The 18,088-nt window shown below is 66.7% G+C and carries 20 protein-coding genes; 5 read left to right on the top strand and 15 right to left on the bottom strand.

Annotated features, from left to right (window positions below):
* Positions 1 to 170 precede the first annotated feature (170 nt).
* From ACZBH1_RS06430 to ACZBH1_RS06405, 6 genes are all read right to left on the bottom strand, one after another.
* Positions 171 to 2,153 carry an ATP-binding protein gene (locus ACZBH1_RS06430; RefSeq protein WP_463645848.1) on the bottom strand — a complete coding sequence of 661 codons (1,983 nt, stop codon included), beginning with the start codon at positions 2,151 to 2,153 and terminating at the stop codon, positions 171 to 173.
* A gap of 42 nt (positions 2,154 to 2,195) precedes the next feature.
* Entirely contained in the window at positions 2,196 to 2,474 is a 279-nt protein-coding gene (locus tag ACZBH1_RS06425) for a hypothetical protein (RefSeq protein ID WP_463645847.1), read from the bottom strand.
* 56 nt (positions 2,475 to 2,530) lie between these two features.
* Positions 2,531 to 3,184, bottom strand: coding sequence for a hypothetical protein (locus ACZBH1_RS06420; protein WP_463645846.1), 654 nt, complete (start codon positions 3,182 to 3,184; stop codon positions 2,531 to 2,533).
* A 107-nt stretch (positions 3,185 to 3,291) separates the two neighbouring features.
* On the bottom strand, positions 3,292 to 5,244 hold the full coding sequence (locus tag ACZBH1_RS06415; RefSeq protein WP_463645845.1) for a hypothetical protein: 1,953 nt from the start codon (positions 5,242 to 5,244) through the stop codon (positions 3,292 to 3,294).
* Positions 5,245 to 5,411: 167 nt separating this feature from the next.
* Entirely contained in the window at positions 5,412 to 5,693 is a 282-nt protein-coding gene (locus ACZBH1_RS06410; protein WP_121057221.1) for a hypothetical protein, read from the bottom strand.
* A gap of 138 nt (positions 5,694 to 5,831) precedes the next feature.
* Positions 5,832 to 6,383: a hypothetical protein gene (locus tag ACZBH1_RS06405; RefSeq protein WP_463645844.1), complete on the bottom strand. Its 552-nt coding sequence runs from the start codon at positions 6,381 to 6,383 to the stop codon at positions 5,832 to 5,834.
* Positions 6,384 to 6,642: 259 nt separating this feature from the next.
* Between ACZBH1_RS06405 and ACZBH1_RS06400 the strand changes: the two genes are divergently transcribed.
* The gene (locus tag ACZBH1_RS06400; RefSeq protein WP_463645843.1) at positions 6,643 to 7,128 is read left to right on the top strand and encodes a hypothetical protein; all 486 of its coding nucleotides are present in this window, start codon (positions 6,643 to 6,645) and stop codon (positions 7,126 to 7,128) included.
* A gap of 281 nt (positions 7,129 to 7,409) precedes the next feature.
* Here the strand turns inward: ACZBH1_RS06400 and ACZBH1_RS06395 are convergent, their stop codons facing one another.
* From ACZBH1_RS06395 to ACZBH1_RS06385, 3 genes are all read right to left on the bottom strand, one after another.
* On the bottom strand, positions 7,410 to 7,826 hold the full coding sequence (locus ACZBH1_RS06395) for a hypothetical protein (protein WP_463645842.1): 417 nt from the start codon (positions 7,824 to 7,826) through the stop codon (positions 7,410 to 7,412).
* Positions 7,827 to 7,946: 120 nt separating this feature from the next.
* On the bottom strand, positions 7,947 to 8,171 hold the full coding sequence (locus tag ACZBH1_RS06390; RefSeq protein ID WP_336394043.1) for a hypothetical protein: 225 nt from the start codon (positions 8,169 to 8,171) through the stop codon (positions 7,947 to 7,949).
* 231 nt (positions 8,172 to 8,402) lie between these two features.
* Positions 8,403 to 9,137, bottom strand: a complete 735-nt coding sequence (locus ACZBH1_RS06385; RefSeq protein WP_463645841.1) for a MerR family transcriptional regulator — start codon at positions 9,135 to 9,137, stop codon at positions 8,403 to 8,405.
* A 61-nt stretch (positions 9,138 to 9,198) separates the two neighbouring features.
* Here ACZBH1_RS06385 and ACZBH1_RS06380 point away from each other — a divergent pair, with 61 nt between their 5' ends.
* Together ACZBH1_RS06380 and ACZBH1_RS06375 are read left to right on the top strand one after the other, a co-directional pair.
* Positions 9,199 to 9,639, top strand: a complete 441-nt coding sequence (locus ACZBH1_RS06380) for a DUF6194 family protein (RefSeq protein WP_378879245.1) — start codon at positions 9,199 to 9,201, stop codon at positions 9,637 to 9,639.
* The gene (locus ACZBH1_RS06375) at positions 9,639 to 10,169 is read left to right on the top strand and encodes a putative immunity protein (RefSeq protein ID WP_452323782.1); all 531 of its coding nucleotides are present in this window, start codon (positions 9,639 to 9,641) and stop codon (positions 10,167 to 10,169) included. The genes ACZBH1_RS06380 and ACZBH1_RS06375 overlap by 1 nt, the downstream gene beginning before the upstream one ends.
* Positions 10,170 to 10,231: 62 nt before the next feature.
* Here ACZBH1_RS06375 and dnaB read toward each other — a convergent pair whose 3' ends face one another.
* Positions 10,232 to 11,605 carry a replicative DNA helicase gene (gene dnaB, locus ACZBH1_RS06370; protein ID WP_336394039.1) on the bottom strand — a complete coding sequence of 458 codons (1,374 nt, stop codon included), beginning with the start codon at positions 11,603 to 11,605 and terminating at the stop codon, positions 10,232 to 10,234.
* A 587-nt stretch (positions 11,606 to 12,192) separates the two neighbouring features.
* On the opposite strand from dnaB, the gene ACZBH1_RS06365 reads away from it, so the two are divergent.
* Together ACZBH1_RS06365 and ACZBH1_RS06360 are read left to right on the top strand one after the other, a co-directional pair.
* The gene (locus ACZBH1_RS06365; protein ID WP_463645840.1) at positions 12,193 to 13,182 is read left to right on the top strand and encodes a hypothetical protein; all 990 of its coding nucleotides are present in this window, start codon (positions 12,193 to 12,195) and stop codon (positions 13,180 to 13,182) included.
* 117 nt (positions 13,183 to 13,299) lie between these two features.
* The gene (locus tag ACZBH1_RS06360) at positions 13,300 to 14,643 is read left to right on the top strand and encodes an LPXTG cell wall anchor domain-containing protein (RefSeq protein WP_463645839.1); all 1,344 of its coding nucleotides are present in this window, start codon (positions 13,300 to 13,302) and stop codon (positions 14,641 to 14,643) included.
* 337 nt (positions 14,644 to 14,980) lie between these two features.
* On the opposite strand, the gene rplI is transcribed toward ACZBH1_RS06360, so the two are convergent.
* The 5 genes from rplI to ACZBH1_RS06335 all read right to left on the bottom strand — a co-directional run bounded on the left by rplI (position 14,981) and on the right by ACZBH1_RS06335 (position 18,019).
* On the bottom strand, positions 14,981 to 15,433 hold the full coding sequence (gene rplI / locus ACZBH1_RS06355; RefSeq protein WP_336394034.1) for a 50S ribosomal protein L9: 453 nt from the start codon (positions 15,431 to 15,433) through the stop codon (positions 14,981 to 14,983).
* 11 nt (positions 15,434 to 15,444) lie between these two features.
* Positions 15,445 to 15,699, bottom strand: coding sequence for a 30S ribosomal protein S18 (rpsR, locus tag ACZBH1_RS06350; protein WP_045301896.1), 255 nt, complete (start codon positions 15,697 to 15,699; stop codon positions 15,445 to 15,447).
* A gap of 66 nt (positions 15,700 to 15,765) precedes the next feature.
* Positions 15,766 to 16,296 (bottom strand): single-stranded DNA-binding protein, encoded by a 531-nt coding sequence (locus tag ACZBH1_RS06345; protein ID WP_336394033.1) that lies wholly within the window; start codon positions 16,294 to 16,296, stop codon positions 15,766 to 15,768.
* Between the two features lie 5 nt (positions 16,297 to 16,301).
* A complete protein-coding gene (gene rpsF / locus ACZBH1_RS06340) occupies positions 16,302 to 16,670 on the bottom strand; it encodes a 30S ribosomal protein S6 (protein ID WP_336394032.1) in 369 nt (122 codons plus the stop codon).
* A 149-nt stretch (positions 16,671 to 16,819) separates the two neighbouring features.
* Entirely contained in the window at positions 16,820 to 18,019 is a 1,200-nt protein-coding gene (locus ACZBH1_RS06335) for an acyl-CoA dehydrogenase family protein (RefSeq protein WP_463645838.1), read from the bottom strand.
* Positions 18,020 to 18,088: the final 69 nt, after the last annotated feature.

Below are 18,088 nucleotides of genomic sequence, written 5' to 3'. Positions count from 1 at the left end.
CTGATCGACCCCGAGCGGATCCCCGTGCGGGCATGGCTCGGAAGGGGACCGTCGCGAGCGCAGGGATCCTGCCACGCTCACCCGATACATCGTCGCCGCAGAGAGCCACTCCAAGGACGCCCTCGACTTGCGGCGATTCGGGCTGAACCGGAACTAGAGCGAGAAGCGGCTCAGTCGCGCTCAGTGTCGCCGGGCTCCTCATCGGATGCCAAGGCCTCCGGAATCATCTCGGTGTACTCCTCACGAATAAATGCGAGCCCCTCGGCGAGCGACGGATCGAACTCGAGCGAGCTGGTCACGAAGTCGAGGCGCCGCTTGTTCTCGGCGATGATGTCGCTCCACCGCCGGACGTACGCACGCACGGCCGGTCGGCCGCGTTTTCGCTCCGGCTCGAGCACCACCCCGATCTCGCGATTGTCGCTATTAAAGGAGTTCTCGATGACCTCGTCGTAGTCCGTCACGACCAGGATGAAGTCCCAGATGGCGCGTTCACTGGCGAACGCAGGCGTGCTCACGACGACGTTGACGTAGTCCTCGATCTGGTCGCGCTCCTTGCGACCGGCGACGATGCCCGGTGCCTTCAGCTCGACAACGAGATGGCGAACGCGGTCGTGCTCCTGAGACTTGGCAGCGACGTGCAGGTCGACGCGACCTGACTTGCCGTCCCAGCGCTTGACCGGCTCGACCTTGCCTTCAGGGAGCCCCTCGAGCTCGAGGTGGGTGCGCAGCATCTGCGTGAGCCCGCGTTCGCTGTTCATGAAGTGGTACTCCTCGCCGAAGATCCAGAGCTCGTGCTCGAGGATCTTGTGGAGGTGGTCCCGCTCGCCGACCTTCTTCGAGTCGTCTGGGTCGAAGAGAAGGTGCTCGAGGCCAGCGAGGAACTTGCGGCGGCTCGTCACCAAGTTCGCGGCTCGAATGACGCCGGCAAGCGTCGTCTCGCTGAGCAGCTTCGTCAGCGCTTCGCGGTCCTGTTCGGTCAGCGCGACGAACTCGCTGACCAGCAGCGCAAGGTTCTCGGGGTCCGTCTTCAGCGCGTCACGAAGCAGATTCAGCGTAAGCTGCGCCCCGTCCTTCCGCTTCGGGATCTGCGGTACGAGTGCGCTCGACACGATGTCGAAGACCGCCCGCTCCGCCTTGTCCGCTTCGGTGGCGGGCTCCTCCTTGTAGGGATAGATGCCCTTGTTCTTCCACTCGTCGATCTGGTCCCGACGACGCGACCGCCGCCTCGACGCGAAGTGCTCACGCACGGCGGTCTTGGTCGCGCGCCAGACCGCCCCAGCAGGGTCGGGCGCCATCTCTCCGAGGCCGAGTTCCGAGAGCGAGTCGACGTCGAACCCCCTCCAGGTCACGTAGGCAGAGAAGGCGGCCTGGCTTTCGAGCTCAGCGCCCGACATCTCGAGGACGAAGCGCTCGTCGTCCTCGCCGAAATAGACCGCGCGGTGCTTACCGGTTCGCCACTCGATAATGCGCACCGAAACGTCCGCCTGCGCATCCGAGTCGAGGGTCACCTGAACGGTGGTGTCGTCGAGGATCTCGTCGGCTGGATCAAGCTTGGCCCCGTCGAACACGACCGTGAGCGTGTCGTCGTTGAGAAGTACCGGCGCGAACTGCGAGGCAAGAGTGGTCACGGTCGTATCGCTGACGAGCGAGTTCAGGCTGCGATCCTGCTCGTTGAGCGCGGTCACCACCGTGCCGGTCTCCGTAGCGGTCGACGGCAGGGCCTCCCAGGTGAAGGGCTCAGCGCGCTCCTTCGCGCCCTCGATCACGACCCGCTCACGGACGCCGGCCGTGTTGACGCTCTCGCTTGCCCACGTGACCCGGGATCCGAGCGCAAAGGCGCGAAGTCGCCCCTCGCCGAGCTTGCCGTGCAGGCCGCGCTTGTCGTTCTTCGAGCGCGTCGCGAGCGCCTTCCAGGAGCCACCGATGCGACCGAACGTCGCCTGCACCTCGTCGGACGTGATCCCGTGACCATCATCCTCGACGGCCACACTCTCGATGGACCCCAGGTCCGAACGGGTGAGGGTGACGCGCACGGTTTCGGCTTCAGCATCGATGGCGTTCCACACCAGCTCTACAACCGCTCGGACAGGGTCACGCTCGCGAGCCAGGCGCGAGACGAGGTCACCGCCGGCGGAAAGTGGAAGGTCCCTCACCAGACTCACTGTAGGGCTCGCGTTCATCCCGAGCCCTTTCACTCAGTCCGGGAACGGCGGCTCGTCGCCCCACATTGCCGAGCCCGCACGGTTCGCGCTGGCGCTCCCAGCCCGGTTCGCAGACGCGGACGGACTCGAGATTCGCGCCGCGTGAGTGGAGCGGTACACGACTCGCTCGCCGACGATTGTCCCGGCGTAGCGGCCTGAGGGATCGAAGACGTAGTCGCCCTTGATCTTGCCGACGTAGGTTCCGGAACGCGCGAACAACTTGTCGCCGCTGCGCCGAAGCGGGCGGCCATTCTTCGTATACAGGTCTGCCACGACTGCAGTGTGCTCCGGGCGTCCGACATCGAGGCAGCCGGCGTCGAGCCGTGTGATCAGGAGGTCGGCACCTCTTCCAACGCGGCGTCGAGCGCGTGAAGCGCGCGCAGCACCACCATCGATCCCGTGAAAATGCGGCTCGCGAGTATGGCGTCATCGTCTTGCGGCATCACCGACCGCGAGACCACCCAGGCTGCCGCGGACTCGATGCCGTTGTCGTCGCTGAACATGTGTGCGGCGACCTCGTTGCGAATATCGACAAGGGTTTGCATGAACGCGCGGTCATCGGCGACCTCTCGAACGGCGTCCTTGTAGGTGCGTTGAGCGGCCGTCAGTAGCTCCAGATCGATGAAGTCCGAGAACGGTCCTGCCTGCAGCCGCGCCGTCCGTTGGAGGTCGCCCAACGCCTTGAACACTCCTGAGATGCTCTCCCGAAGTACCAGCGCGAGCAGTTTCTCGTTCGTCACGCGGGCTACAGGATCCGAAGCCATCGCACGCATGAGGACGCGCATGTCGAAGTCGATCTGCCCGATCAGAAACTTCAACGCCGCGAACGACCGAACGACCGTTCCTTCGTCGCCGGTGCCAGCAACGCTCTCGACGTCGCGAGCCCGAAACTCAAGCGATGCAAGCGAGATCGGTATTGTACGATCGAGCGCCACCACTGAATCAGCGTTGGTCGGCGGATGGCTGGGCGCATTGCTCATCATGTGTGAAAACTACGCCACACGAGCGCTTGTCAGGATCGCGCTAACGCTTCATGGTCAGGCGCAGTTATGGCGCGAGGGGCATCGATCACCGAGCTTCTTGTCGACGACTAGTTCGGGCTCTCTGCCGCTGTCAGGCAGAGATCGTCATTGATCTTGATGACGAGCGCCGCGATCATTCGTATGGCGACCAAGTAGGTGTGGAAATGTGCTTGATCGCTGTCGGTGTGGGCCTGCGCGCCGTGCAGGTATCGGTTGCGCAGGTTCGGCCCGTTGCTGAACCCAACCCTATTGAGGAAGTAGTTGAAGTAGTCCGCTTCCGCGTCGGTCAACAACGATGATTGACGCGTCAGCCACCCTTTTCGGACCATTTGATCCGCCTGCGTGCGGGCTGGTGCTGAGAGGTGGAAGTAGCTAGCAGCTTGAGTGCTGAACATCCGGGAAAGCACGAGGAGTTGATCCATGTCGACGAACGCCACCCGATTACCGGCGGCTTCGAGAACCCCCAGGCTGACGAGGCGGTTGATGCCTGCCTTCTGGTAGTGGTGAAAGTCGTCGTACGCGACTTGGTTGTTCAGGATGAGGCCCACCGCGTTTCGGTCTCGAAGCGCTTCATCGATGTAGGTCAGGCTGGATTGGTCGGAGAAAAGCAGATGGAGAACACTTTGCACCTCCTGGCTGTCCGTCGCGTAGAGGTACTTGCCGTCGAGCAGACTGGGTATCTCCTTGTATCGGATCGGATCTGCTCCCATCGTGAGCAGGTCCCGGTCAAGTTCTCGGTTCTCGACGAACAGACTGAACTGGGTCGCCACGCTCTCCATCTCCGCGAAGAGGTGCCGAACTCTGTGCAGATACGGTGTTCCGGAGTCGGACGCATTGAATGAGAAGTTGGCCATCCCAAACTCTTCGACTAGGTAAACCTCGAAGAACCACGAGATGACGCGCTCCAGCTCGATGTCCCGTGTCTTCAAGAACCCCATGTACATGTGTGTCTGAAGCAACGATCGGTAGTCCAGTTTTCGGAAGTAGTTGCTGATCTTGTATTCGTCCTGCCCAGCAACGCCAATCACACGTTCCATCACGCCGAACTGTGACGGGTAGGCCGGCAGGGTAAGGAGCGCGTGCTGATCGGCGAACTCGAACAGGTGTTGGAAGTTGTTGAGGATGCTCGCGTTGTCGGTGGTCTCTTCGAGCCAGCGTTTGCTGTAGGTGTATCGCCAGATCGACCCTTCGGACGAATCGATCTCGAACTCGACCGGGACCTGTTGACTGTCGGAGACCTCTATCTCGCAGCCTGTCTTGGACCCCGGGTTGCGTTTGAAGAGTTCGGCGGTCAACTCCTTGCTGCGGCGCTCCGCCCGCAGCCTGAGTTTGGCGTCAATGCCGGCGCCAGCGTTGTCCCTAGCGTTCGCGATAAGTCGCACGTAGTTGAGGTTCGCCTCCTCGCTGTCGATGTATCGCTCGAACAGATCCCGGGCATCAATCGAAGAGAAGCTCGGCGGCAGGTGTATCGACGCTCTCGAGTCCTTCTCCAAGTACTTGCGAGCGAGGTGCTCAGCGTTTCGAGGCACTGCGAGCAACTCGTCCCGCATCTCAGCGTCATAAGCCTTGACGAGGATTTCGCTCGCAAGCATCTCGCTGAGGTGAACGCCTGCCTCCCTGAGGGCCGGAAGTGCCACGGCGCTGTCGCACCGGTCGAAGGCTTTGTTGCGACCGAGGAGGTGTACGAGATCTTCGTGGTACTCGAAGTCGATTGCGGTGACCAGGGTGGTGACGTTGGAGTTGTCGATGCCGGAAAAGAACCGAGCGACGACCGACCTGATCTGGGGTACACGACCAATGAGCACATCGCGCTCCTCCGAACTCAGGGAACTCGGGAGCAGGCCGTGCTCGAGATACTGCTGAACATTGTGGAGCTCAAGGACGTCATTGACGTTGGTCGGAACGTGGGTGGAATCGATACCGGTCGCGAGCTCGACAACACGGGGCGCGTGCCAGTTGGCAGCCATATCAGTGGGGCCATAAAACCGGACCCGCCTCAACTCGTCATCTCCAACTTCCACACGACCGACCTTTCTCTGGCTAGAACGCTCCCATTCTGTCGCCTCGCGGTCGGGCCAATCACTTGGTCACGCCAGGAACGCACGCGGCAGTGCGTCGTCACGAACCACGTGTGCGTATCGGTGCGGCGCATCGGAGGACCTGGCCGACCGTTTGCTTAGGGGTCGGCCTACGCGCCGTTCGCCTCCCCAAGCCATCGATCGACGGCTGCGAGCTCGCTGCGGATCTTATGTCGCTCTTCCGGGGTGAAGCGTCTGACTTGCATTGCCAGGACCGCATCAGCTGCGATCGGACTCAGTCCGAATGCTCCCTGTACGGCATTTCGCAGCTCGCCGGCGTCGCCCTCGATAGTGGAGCAGATCGCAACGAGTTCTCCGAGTCGATCCAGGACCTCGAGGTACGCCGCGAGGATTTCGCGGCGACCCAGCGCATTTCGTCGGTCGTCATCCACGTCGCCACCATACCGACGGGAGCGCGATTTCCACTTGCCGAACATCCCGTCGTGGACGGTGCGGTAGCCGGTCCCGCATCGGGCGGCTGTCGCTCTGTGCGCCGCCCTCAGTTGTACCGTCTCCGCGGGAAACACCCTCTACACGCGTAGGTCTCCGACGAAGCCGTTGCAGATGCCGCTCTCGCGCGCGAGTTCCTGGTCGCCGATGGTGCCGTCGTCACGGGTGACCCACGTCATGTAGTTCTGTTCGGGCATTGTCGCGTCCGCGCGGGCAGCGTATTCCTTGGATGCCGTCGCGTCGTTGTCGACGAAGTACGCATCCCAGGCGGCGAATACGAGCATGCAGTGGTAGACACCATCCGCCGTCATGTAACCGGACCAGTCACCCTGTCCGTGAAAGCGACCGGCGGGTAGGTCGGTTATCGCCGCCGGCCATGCGAACCCGGGCGGAATCGCGTCGGGCCACGCGGCGACTTCCGCGGCATACGCCGTGTCGCGCGGGTCTATCGGGTGGGTCGGAGTGGGGGTAGGTGACGGCGAGGTGCTTGGAGCGGTCGGTGGACTAGTCGGAGTGGCCGCCCGGGCATCGGCAGTTCGGTCCGGTGTCGCTTCGTCCGCGGCACACCCGACGAGAGACAGCGCGAGGGCAACAGCGACAGCCTGGAGCGCGGTCCTGGCGGAGCGGTTCACATGCGAATCCTCACATGCGACGGTGCTTGAGAGCCACCGGGCCGTCGGCGTCTGTCACTGCGCCAGAGTCGGCGTGTCGAACGCCGATCGTTTGCGCGACGACCGCTCGATCAGCGTGCGGACGACGGTTGATCGGCGGGCGGATGGCGGTCCTCCACCGCGCCGATCGGGAAGCGAGTAACCGCACCTGAACCCGCTATTCGCTCGCCACATCCCAGGCTCTTGCGAACACCAGCGGGCGTCGCCCTATCGTGGTGGGATGCGCGGGATCCAGGTCGACGAACGAGACTCGTCGTGGGAATCGAACGAGCCGCGCTACCGGATCTATGTCTTCGAAGGCGCCGGCTCGGCGGTGACCACGGTCGATCTGGTCGACGCCTCGCTCAAGGACGTCGAATGGTCCGCGACGACGCTCGCGGGCGATGATCGATTGTGGTCAGTCGCACTGGTCGTCGATGACACCGCCCACGGGCGCGGCCTGATCTGGCTGGTCGGAGGCGACTACAACTCGCCGCCGAAGTCGCCGCGCGAGTGGCGCATGCGCGCGGAGATGCAAGACCGGCTCCTCGCGCACCGAAGCCGGAAAAGGCTCCCGCTCACCCTCCCAGACGGACGGCGGGTGATCCGGCTCTTCCCGGATTGGGGGCGCGAGTGGCCGCTGTGGGAGTCCTTCAGCGAGCAGTACACGCTCGACGCCGAGGACTTGCCGCTGAGCAGTGAGCTGGCCGCCGACCTCCACGAGTAGAACGCGGTCTGGCAGGCTCGGGACGAGACCGAACCTGTGCCAGATGGGTGGATCGAACACGGGCGACAGCTCCACGCGCGGATGCAGACGGAACTCGACGCGGTCGCCGAGGTGCGTCCAGACTTCGAGTTGTCTTGACAGCATCACTTCTCGAGGCGTGCTGAAGACGGTCCGCGAACGGGCAACCGGAGACGGTCTCCTGCGCGCTCAGGAACCAAGCAGCGCTCGTTCGATCGTGTCTCCGCGTGCGCAGGCACTAACGCCTGGCTCGCCGACTGATGCTAGCCCTCGAGTAGCGCTGCGAGCGCGGCCAGGTCGTGCTCCAGGCTGTGCTGAACCTCGGCAGACATTCCCCTTGCCAGTTGCGCTTCGGCTGGCCCGTCGAGCCATGCAGACAGTGTGACCTCAGTACCGTCGAGCCCCTCGACGGCCTCGTGGTGCACGGTCAACTCCGCCCCATCGAGTTCGGTGGTGTCGGCATAGACAAAGCCCGGCCCCACTGTCGTGACGCGGAACGGTGACTCTTGACCACCGACCGCTTTCAGGACTCCGCGGGCGCCCAATCCGAAGGGCTCTGACAGCTTGAAATACTCCATGCTCGGCGCCCCCTCGGGGTGTGTTTCGATCGCGCACCAGCGCTCGAAGAACAGCGATGCCGAGGCACTAGACGTGCGGCGGGTTCGGGCAATCTCGATCACGAATCGACGCTAGCGCCGATCCCCGACAGTGAAGCGGCCGAGCTCTTTGGCCGCTCTCATGCCGGTCGTTGGTGTCGGTTGAGGGTCCTCGAGCGCGTGAGGCGTTTGACCTCGTCTGCTCTAGGGCCGATATTCGTCCGCGCGGGGCGGAAAGGCCTCTGGCGGAAGCATCGTCTGGGCATTCATCTGCTCGGGCGGTTTGACGACCGAGAAGAATTTGACGACCGAGAAGAACTTGACGACCGAGAGGAAGAAGCCAAGCGCCTTCGCGAGTGTCCTGCCGACCACCGCTGCAACCCGCCAAGACAGGGAACGATCACGATCGGTCATCTCGCCGGCATCCATCACCGGAGTCCCGAGCGTCTAGCGGTCGGCGAGGTGGAACAGCGCGTTCGTCGGTCCAACCGCGCCATGTCCCGGCCTCAAGGAGTCTCGCAGGCGCTCGAATCGGTGAGGCCCGTTTACCCCGCCCGATGAAGATGCCCGCAGGGGCACGCCAACCGCGACATCACGGTCTGGTCAGACGGGACTCCTCGGCCGGTTGTGCGACGGCCATCCCCGTGCCGACTGCCACCTTCACGCGGCAGTCTGCTTCCGATCGCTGAGGAGTGCGTGGAGTTGTCCTGATGCGGCGAGCAGCGCGACGCTGCGGTGGCTGAGATCCGACAGCCGCTCGTCGAGAAGCGCCTGAGCCTCTGACGTCAGTCCGTGCTCGCGAAGCTGGGCGAGTACGCGCGATATCGGTGGGATGCGGTGTCCGCCGCTTCGGAGCGCTGCGACGATACGTGCCTCCGTGATCGCTCGAGCGTTGTATCGACGGGTCTGCGACTGACCGATCCGATCCGGGTTGACGAGGCCTTCATGCTCCCAGTGGCGCAGCGCCGACGAGCGAACACCGAGGGCGTCCGCGAGCTCGCTGATCGTCATGGAGTCGCGGTCGTCGAAGACGAGGGTGGTGTCGGCGAGAACCGCCTGGAGACCGCGGCTTGCTTCGCGGACGTGTTCACGACTGCGCGCCAGCAGGGCGTGCAGGTCATCGATCTTCTCTGCAGCGGCTTCGAGGGTGCCGTGCACCAGCGTGGGCATCATCTGTCGCGCCGGCACGGATCCGATCGCAGCGACCAGTGCGCGATAGGCGCGGAGCGCGACGATATGGCGCTCCTGGTAACAGCGGTATCCGTTGGGGGTGCGCGCGGCGGCGGGGAGCACTCCGAGCCGTTCGAGGTCGCGAACTTGCTGTGTGGAATAGCCGACCATTCGAGCGACCGCGGCCGTCGTGAACATCGTCTCTTGAGACTTTTTGGCTGGCATGCATGCTCCCATCTCGCCAAGGTCCACATAAGCACTTCAACGTGACGATGGAAGGATGGAGATGAAGGAGATTGTCGATGCCGTCAGCGGCTTCGAGGGTGTGCTCGTGGTCATCCCCGGAGAGGGGAGCGGTTCGCCGGAGGTGGCGTGGGGTGACGCGTTCTTCTACTACGCCCCGGATGGAGCGATGCCGGAGCGGACGCAGCCGTACGGGACGATCGTGACGAAGAACTATCCCGATGACGAGGAATCGAGATTGGACGAGTCTGGTCGGTTCCGCGTGAACATCCACGTCGGACGCGATCGCGCACCGCAGATCGCGGATGACGGTGCGAGCCCCGCCGACGCCGACGTGTTCGTCTCGCACCCTCTGTACGGGGCGGCCGGATGGGTGTCGGTGGTGAATCCGGCGTCCGCGACGTCGGAGCACGTGATCTCGCTGCTGCACGACGCGCATGAGGCTGCACGAGCTCGCGCATCTCGTCGTGCTGGCAGCGCGTGATGGGATCGCCGCAGGCGTTGAGCGAGGCTGATCGCCGGATCGGGGCATCGTGGGCGGCTGACTGCGCCGAACGAGTCCTCGCGATCTTCGAGTCGGAGTCGCCCGACGACTCGCGGCCACGCGATGCGATCGCTCGCACGCGGGCATTCGCGCGCGGCGAGCTCGGTGCCGCGGGTGAGATCCGTCGCCGCTTCGTTGCGGGACGCGCTGCGCACGAGGTCGCGAGCCCGCAGGCCATCGCGGCCGCGCGCGCAGCGGCGCAAGCCGCCGGCGTGGCCCACATGGGCGCGCATGCCCTCGGGGCCGCCGCATACGCGGCGAAAGCTGTGGGCTTGTCGAAACCCGATCAGGTGGACGCAGTCCGAGCAGAGATCTGCTGGCAGCTCAACCAGCTGAGCCCGGAAGCCAAGACCGCACTACGACAGCTTCCGCTGCTCGGTGAGGACACGAGTGGTCCGCTCGGGCCCGGTCTCCTCAGTCGAGGCGTCCTCGCAGCGAACATCCGCGCCATCCAAGCTGGTCTGGCGTAGTCCCGCCCCGCGCCGATCAGGACGTCTGCATTGAGAATTGGAGACGTTAGCGCGAGATTCACCTACCCGAAGTCGCCCGGGGCCATGTCGGTGAAGCGCGAGAAGTGGCCCTGGAACGCGACGGTGATGGTGTCGGTCGGGCCGTTGCGGTGCTTGGCGACGATGAGGTCGGCCTCGCCGGCGCGCGGCGAGTCCTTCTCGTAGGCGGCCTCGCGGTGCAGGAGCACGACCATGTCGGCGTCCTGCTCGATCGAGCCCGACTCACGCAGGTCGGACAGCGCGGGCTTCTTGTCGGCGCGCTGCTCGGCGCCACGGTTCAGCTGCGAGAGCGCGATGACCGGGACCCCGAGCTCCTTCGCGAGCAGCTTGAGCGCTCGTGAGAACTCCGACACCTCCTGCTGACGCGACTCGACCCGCTTGCCCGACGTCATGAGCTGGAGGTAGTCGATGACGACGAGCTTCAGGCCCGCGCGCTGCTTGAGCCTGCGGCACTTCGCGCGGATCTCGACGAGCGTCATGTTGGGGCTGTCGTCGATGTACAGCGGGGCATCGTTGATGCGGCCGCGCGTCGCGGCCACGGTCGTCCAGTCGCGCGAGTCGAGCGTGCCCTTGCGCATGGACTGCAGGGGGATCGCTCCCTCGGCGCTGAGCAGGCGCATCGCGATCTCGCTGCGCCCCATCTCGAGCGAGAAGAAGATCGTGGGCATGTCGTGCTTGACGGCCGCCGACCGCGCGAAATCGAGCGCCAGCGTCGACTTACCCATCGCCGGTCGCGCCGCGATGATGATCATCTGCCCCGGGTGCAGGCCGTTGGTCAGCTGGTCGAGGCCCGAGAAGCCGGTCGGGATGCCGGTCATCTGGCCATCGCGCCCGCGTGCGGCCTCGATCTCTTCGACGGCGGCGTCGACCGCGATCGTGAGCGGCACGTAGTCTTCGGCCTGCTCGGCCCCCGTGACCGAGTAGATCTCGGCCTGTGCGTTGTTGACGAGGTCGAGCGCCTCACCCTGGCCGGAGTACCCCATCTGCACGATGCGGGTGCCGGCCTCGACCAGACGGCGCAGCAGGGCGCGCTCAGAGACGATCGAGGCGTAGTACCCGGCATTCGCGGCCGTCGGGACGATCGACGTCAGGGTGTGGAGGTAGTCGGCGCCGCCCGCGCGCTGCAGCTCGCCCGTCTTGATGAGCTCATCGGTGACGGCGACCACGTCGGTGGGCTCGCCGTGCGAGTAGAGGGTGAGGATCGCCTCGAAGATCAGCTCGTGCTTCGGGATGTAGAAGTCGGCGCCGCGCAGCGTCTCGATGACGTCGGCGACCGCGTCCTTCGACAGCAGCATTCCGCCGAGCGCGCTCTGCTCCGCCAGCACATCGTGCGGGGGAGTGCGCTCGAAGTCGCGGGGACCCCCCATGCGCTCTTCGGAGATGTCGGCGATCGACATACGCTGCGCGTCCTCCCTGCCGTTCGGTCACGGTCATCGTTGTTCGTCGTCTGGTGCTGTGGGCGCGGGCGCGCCGACAACACACGAACGCGCAGCGGAACACCCTCTTCCGCTCACCTTCGCGTCGCACTGCGCCGGCTGTCGCACTGCCCCCAGCCGTGCGACACGCGTTCCCGAATGGGCCGCCCCCAACGCTATGGATCCCCTCCGACACTCGCAACAGCGCCTGTGGATAACTGTGTGGAAAGCCTGCGCGAAACGCCGTCGCAGTTGTGCAGAACCCCTGTGGACAACCTCGCGTCATTCCTTCAGATCCGGCTTGGAAAGCGCGTGTGACCTGGATGTGCTTCGTTCACAACCTGTGGAGAGAGACGTGCTTTAAGTCAGGGTTGAAGGTTGAGTCTCCGACGGCACCCTGTGCACAATTCCGGCCCGCTCGCAACAGCCCTCACACTCAGATGAGCAGGTCGCAACCCGCTCGAGAATCCTCTGGACAGCGCATCACTCGCGCGCTAGCCTCTCTAATCCAGGCACCCTCACGCACGATCCGTCCGGAACGTGCGGCTCTTTCGTCGTGGGAGGTGAACGTGGAGATCGCAACCTCGCAGCTGCCGAGGATCGTGCGGCTGGCCCTCATCGGGACCGTGTCCGCGTTCGCCTGGATCGTCCTCTCACTGGTCCTCGGCTTCGGGCTGGGACACGCGCAGGCGGATGAGACCGACGACGGGGGACTGCTCGGGGGTGCACTCGGAACCGTGACGGCCGCCGTCGACACGACAGCGGCGACGGTGACCCAGACGGTCTCGACCGTCACGACAGGCGCGACGACCGCCGTCAACACGGTCGTCGCCTCGACGCCGGAGCCCGTGCAGGAGCCGGTGAGCCAGGTCGTGCACGTCGTCGGCTCGGCGGTCACGACCGTCACTCAGCCGGTCTCGGACGCGGTGTCGGGTGGCGTCGTCAGCGGCATCACCGAGCCCGTGGTCGACGTCGTCACCGCCGTGCCCGTGGTCGGCGACCTCGCCACCGCCGTCGGCCTCGACGACGCCGTCACCGACCTCGGCGGCACGGTCGATGAGACGCTCGACGACCTCGTGGGCGCGGTCGTCGAGACGGGCACGACGGTCGGTCTGCCGCCCGTCGGCGAACTCCCCTCGACCCCCGGCACGCCGGGTCTGCCGGGTCTGCCGGGACTCTCAGACCCCGCCGACGGCGCCTGGCCGAGCGAGACGCCCAACATCGCGGGCGGCGCCGTCACGCTCTTTTCGAGCGCCTCCGCCACCGCCGCAGCGGCCTTGCATACCGCCTGGGCTGCGGCATCCGTCGCCTCCGCTGTTGCGGCGGAAGCGCTGTACGTCTCGTCCGCCGCGCTCAGCGCGAGCGGGCCCTCCAGCTCTCCGGGCGGGCTCTGCCTGCCCTCCGCCTCCGCGGGACCCGGTGGTGCGGGTCCCGGCGCCTGGGCGTTCATCGCCCTCGTTCCACTCGCCGCACACCGTGCCTGGGTGCGCCGAGCAGGTCCCGAGGACGATCACGCACCGCCGGCGCCCGCCGGTTCCACCGACGTCTCCCCCGACTGATCGGCTCTCCGCCGCCTCGCTCTCACGAGCGCGGTGCGGCAGAGATTCAGCGCGCCTCCCGCGCTGAGCAGCGCCTCTTCGCGCGCTGCATCCGATCGATCACAAAGGGGAACACCAATGCGTACTTTCTGCAAGCGCGCCCTGTGGGGCACGCTTCTCGCCGGCGGCATCACGCTGCTCGGCGCCACGGCCGCGACCGCGGCCGAGACCACCGGTGACGACGGGCTGCTCTCTGGCAGCCAGGCCGTCATCAACGTCACACTCCCGGTCACCGTCAGCGGCACGTCGCTGTCGGTCATCGGCGACTCCCACAGCGACGGCAGCACCGCCGCCGCTCCCACGTCGGATCCCGCACCCGCGGACGCGACGACGGGCGGCCAGGACGGCGCCGCGTCGGGCACGCAGGCGCTCGTCTCGGTGAACGTGCCGGTGACCGTCGCCGGCAATGCGGTGTCGGTAGCCGGCGACAGTGAGTCGTCGGATGCCACGACCGCACCCGCACCGGCTGCTCAGCCTGCTGCGGCCGAGACGTCCGGCGACGACGGCATCCTCTCGGGGACGCAGGGAGTCGTCTCGGTCGCCGCGCCCGTCACGGTCTCGGGCAACGCGATCTCGGTCGTCGGCGACAGCTCGAGCGAGGGCGCGACCACCGCGTCGCCCGCACCGAGCAGCTCAAGCGGCACCGACGCCTGGACCGGCGGCGAGGACTCGATCCTCGGCGGCAGCCAGGTCGTCGCACCGGTCACCGCCCCGGTCACCGCCGGCGGCAACGCCATCTCGGTCATCGGCGACAGCTCGAGCGAGGGCGCGACCACCGCGTCGCCCGCACCGAGCAGCTCAAGCGGCACCGACGCCTGGACCGGCGGCGAGGACTCGATCCTCGGCGGCAGCCAGGTCGTCGCACCGGTCACCGCTCCGGTCACCGCCGGCGGCAACGCCGTCTCGGTCATCGGCGACAGCAGCTCGACCGGCGCCACCACGGCGCCGGGCACGGGCGGCGGTGCGGTCGTCGGCGGCACCGCCGGCGACGGATCCCTCCTCGGCGGCACCCAGGTGCTCGCGCCGATCACGCTGCCCGTCGTCATCGGCGGCAACGCCGTCTCGGTGATCGGCGACAGCTCCACCACCGGCCCGGTCGTTCCGACGGATCCCACGGACCCGACCGACCCGACCGACCCGACGGACCCGACCGATCCCACCGATCCGACGGACCCGACCGACCCCACCGACCCAGGCACGCCGGGGAACCCGGGTCACGACGGAACCCCGGGCGACGGCGGATCGGGCGGCATGGTCGGCCCGACCGCGTCGGACGGCATGACCGGCTCGACCGCGTCGGCCGGCACGGTCGCACAGCTCGCCGCGACAGGAGGATCGGGCGCGATGCCGTTCCTGCTGCTGGGTCTTTCCCTCCTGGCAGCGGGCGCCATCGCGCGCGCTTCGCGGCGCCGCTCCGCGTGAGTCGACGGGGCAAGTCGACGTTCCCCAGACGCCCCTTGCCTCGACCCGCGTGAGCAGCGGGAGGGCTGTCCCCAGCAGCCCTCCCGCACCCCCTCGAATCACCACGATCTCCCGGCCCGTGGAGTCCGGCGCTGCCTGGACCGGACGCCACGGGCCGCGGAGCACGACCATCTCCGCCGCGATCGACGGTTCGGGACCGTCATCGCGGCGGAGATGCCACGCGCGGATGCCGTGAACCGGGGGGCTCGCGGCATCCGCGTCGGACTCCCCCCGGAGACGACGGATGCCGCGGACCCGAAGGTCCGCGGCATCCGTATGTCGCTTCGAAAGCCGAGGCTTACTTGGCGGGGACCACCTGCAGGGTGATCACAGCGGTGAGGTCGTCGCGAAGACGGACCGTCGCCTCGTGCTCGCCCGTCGACTTGATCGGCGAGGTGATGTGGATCTTGCGCTTGTCGAGGTCACCGAGACCCGCGGCCTTGACCGCGTCCGCGACGTCGGCGGTCTTGACCGCACCGAAAAGGCGACCCTCGGCGCCGGCCTTGACGGCGAGGCGCACCTTGTTGGTCTCGAGGTTGTTCTTGAGAGCCACAGCCTCTTCGTGGTCGTGGATCGCGCGCGACTCGCGGGCGGCGCGGATCGACGCCACCTGCTTCTCGCCACCGCGGGTCCATGCGACCGCGAAGCCCTGGGGGATGAGGTAGTTGCGGGCGTACCCGTTCTTGACCTCGACCACGTCACCGGCGCTACCGAGCCCGGCCACCTCGTTCGTGAGAATGAGCTTTGCCATGTCGGTACTCCTTAGCGGCCAGCGCCGGCGTAGGGCAGGAGCGCCATCTCGCGCGCGTTCTTGATCGCCTTGGCGATCAGACGCTGCTCCTGCACCGAGACACCGGTGATACGACGGGCGCGGATCTTGCCACGCTCCGAGATGAACTTGCGAAGAGTCGCGACGTCCTTGTAGTCGATGAGACCGACACGGATCGCCTTCGCGGGGGCCGCGTTCTTCGCGCCCTTCCGCGGCTTCCGGCGGTCGCCGGTTGCCTTTCCAGCCATGGTGCTTCCTTTACGTTTTCTTGATCGGATGCCTCGTCACGAGGCATCCGGAATCTTCTTCTGAGATCAGAACGGGGTGTCGTCGCCGTAGGCACCCGGGGCGGCCCAGGCATCGCCGCCACCGGCACCGCCGGCGTTGGACGAACCGGGCGTCGACCACGGCTCGTCGGCGACCTGCGCCGGACGGGACTGGCCGCCGCCACCGCCGAAGCTGCCGCCGCCACCGGAGCCGCCCGCAGCGCGGGTGACCTGTGCGGTCGCGTAGCGCAGCGACGGGCCGATCTCGTCGACCTCGAGCTCGATCGCGGTGCGGTTGTTGCCCTCGCGGTCCTGGTAGCTGCGCTGCTTCAGACGGCCGGTCGCGATGACCCGCATGCCCTTGGTCAGCGAGCCGGCCACGTGCTCGGCGAACTCACGCCACACGCTCGCGCGGAGGAACAGCGCTTCGCCGTCCTTCCACTCGTTGGCCTGACGGTCGAAGTTGCGCGGCGTCGACGCGATCGTGAAGTTCGCGACGGGGAGGCCGTTCTGCGTGTAACGCAGCTCGGGATCTGCCGTGAGGTTCCCCACGACGGTGATGATCGTCTCGCCGGCCATGTTCCTCAGGCCTTCGCAGCCTTGGCGCTCTTGCGGGCGGCGCGCTCGTCGGCACGCTGCTTCTCGGAGGCGATCATGGCGATCGCTTCCTCGGCGCGGAGGACCTTGGTGCGCATGATCTGCTCGCTGAGGTTCAGCTGGCGATCGAGCTCCTGCGTGGTCGCGGCGGTAGCCGTGAAGTTGACGACGGCGTAGATGCCCTCGTTCTTCTTCTGGATCTCGTACGCAAGACGGCGCTTGCCCCAGATGTCGACGTTCTCGATGGTCCCGCCGTCGGTCGTGATGACCTTCAGGAACTTCTCGAGGTTGGCGCCGACCTGGCGCTCGTCGATCTCAGGGTTCAGAATGACCATGAGTTCGTACTGGTGCGTCACTAACCCACCTCCTTCGGACTAGAACGGCTGCCGGGCATTTCCCGGCAGCAGGAGGGTGTGTTGCACGTCATCCGGCTTCCCGCGTATAGAACGCGTGCGGACAACCCTCCAATGGTACCGGATGCCGCAACCGTCGCCGAATCGCCGGTTCAGCGGAAGGCGCCGAGGCCCGTGAGGTGCTGCCCGAGCACGAGGGTGTGCACCTCGTCGGTCCCCTCATAGGTGCGCACCGACTCCAGGTTGGCGGCGTGACGGATCGGCGAGTGCTCGAGCAGCACGCCGTCGCCGCCGAGGATCGTCCGCGCCTCCCTGGCGATCGCGATCGCCTCCCGCACGTTGTTGAGCTTGCCCAGCGAGACCTGCGTGGGCGTCAGGGTGCCGGCATCCTTCGCCCGTCCGATGTGGAGCGCGAGCAGCGCACCCTTCTGCAGCTCGACCACCATGTCCACGAGCTTGCGCTGCGTGAGCTGGAAGCCGGCGATCGGCCGGCCGAACTGCTCGCGTCGCAGCGCGTGCCGCAGCGCCGCCTCGTAGCTGTCGCGCGCGGCGCCCAGCGCACCCCACACGATGCCGTAGCGCGCGTCGTTCAACGCCGAGAACGGCCCGCGCAGTCCGCGTGCACCCGGAAGCAGAGCGGATGCCTCCACCCGCACGCCGTCCAGGCGGAGCTCGGTCTGCACGGAGGCGCGCATCGAGCCCTTCGGCGCGAGCACCGTCACCTCGAAGCCGGGCGCGTCGGTCGGCACGAGGAAGCCGCGGACGCCGTCGTCGGTCTGCGCCCACACGACCGCGAGCCGGGCGACCGCGGCCAGCCCGATCCATCGCTTCGCTCCGGTGATGATCCAGTCGCCGCCGTCACGACGGGCGAACGTCTTCATGCTCGACGGGTCGGAGCCGGCGGTGGGCTCGGTGAGGCCGAAGCTGCCGATCACCTCGCCGGCGGCCATCGCCGGCAGCCACTGCTCCTTCTGCTCGGCGCTGCCCCAGCGGTGGATCGACCCCATCGCCAGCGAGCCCTGCACCGAGACGAAGGTGCGGATGCCGGAGTCACCCGCCTCGAGCTCGAGCGCGGCCAAGCCGTACTCGACGGCGCTGCGGCCGGGGCATCCGTACCCCTCCAGCTCCATGCCGAGCACGCCCAGCCGCCCGAGGGCCGGGGCGAGCTCGACGGGGAAGTGGGCGCGGTCGAACCAGTCGGCGATGTGAGGGCGGATCTCGTCGTCGACGAACGCGCGCACGCGGTCGCGGGCCGACCGCTCCTCGGCGCTGAGCAGTGCGTCGATGCCGAGGATGTCGGATGCCTCGCGCAGCGCGTCGAGGTCGTCGGGGTCTCTGCGGGCATCGGTCATGGCGCCTCCTCGCGTCCCTCCGATCATGCCTTCCCGGGCGCGGGCGTGCAGAACCCTGGACTGGACCCG

It is taken from the genome of Microbacterium sp. ZXT2-5 (assembly GCF_055329545.1).
Note: the sequence above shows the minus strand (reverse complement) of the source record. Positions and strands in the feature narration are given on the sequence as shown.

What these genes read in the sequence shown, in the direction of transcription:
- ACZBH1_RS06420 (WP_463645846.1), bottom strand. Translation starts at nt 3,184, where the DNA reads ATGATGAGCAATGCGCCCAGCCATCCGCCGACCAACGCTGATTCAGTG.
- ACZBH1_RS06400 (WP_463645843.1), top strand. Translation starts at nt 6,643, where the DNA reads ATGCGCGGGATCCAGGTCGACGAACGAGACTCGTCGTGGGAATCGAAC.
- ACZBH1_RS06390 (WP_336394043.1), bottom strand. Translation starts at nt 8,171, where the DNA reads ATGGATGCCGGCGAGATGACCGATCGTGATCGTTCCCTGTCTTGGCGG.
- ACZBH1_RS06385 (WP_463645841.1), bottom strand. Translation starts at nt 9,137, where the DNA reads ATGCCAGCCAAAAAGTCTCAAGAGACGATGTTCACGACGGCCGCGGTC.
- ACZBH1_RS06380 (WP_378879245.1), top strand. Translation starts at nt 9,199, where the DNA reads ATGAAGGAGATTGTCGATGCCGTCAGCGGCTTCGAGGGTGTGCTCGTG.
- ACZBH1_RS06375 (WP_452323782.1), top strand. Translation starts at nt 9,639, where the DNA reads ATGGGATCGCCGCAGGCGTTGAGCGAGGCTGATCGCCGGATCGGGGCA.
- dnaB (WP_336394039.1), bottom strand. Translation starts at nt 11,605, where the DNA reads ATGTCGATCGCCGACATCTCCGAAGAGCGCATGGGGGGTCCCCGCGAC.
- ACZBH1_RS06360 (WP_463645839.1), top strand. Translation starts at nt 13,300, where the DNA reads ATGCGTACTTTCTGCAAGCGCGCCCTGTGGGGCACGCTTCTCGCCGGC.
- rplI (WP_336394034.1), bottom strand. Translation starts at nt 15,433, where the DNA reads ATGGCAAAGCTCATTCTCACGAACGAGGTGGCCGGGCTCGGTAGCGCC.
- rpsR (WP_045301896.1), bottom strand. Translation starts at nt 15,699, where the DNA reads ATGGCTGGAAAGGCAACCGGCGACCGCCGGAAGCCGCGGAAGGGCGCG.
- ACZBH1_RS06345 (WP_336394033.1), bottom strand. Translation starts at nt 16,296, where the DNA reads ATGGCCGGCGAGACGATCATCACCGTCGTGGGGAACCTCACGGCAGAT.
- ACZBH1_RS06335 (WP_463645838.1), bottom strand. Translation starts at nt 18,019, where the DNA reads ATGACCGATGCCCGCAGAGACCCCGACGACCTCGACGCGCTGCGCGAG.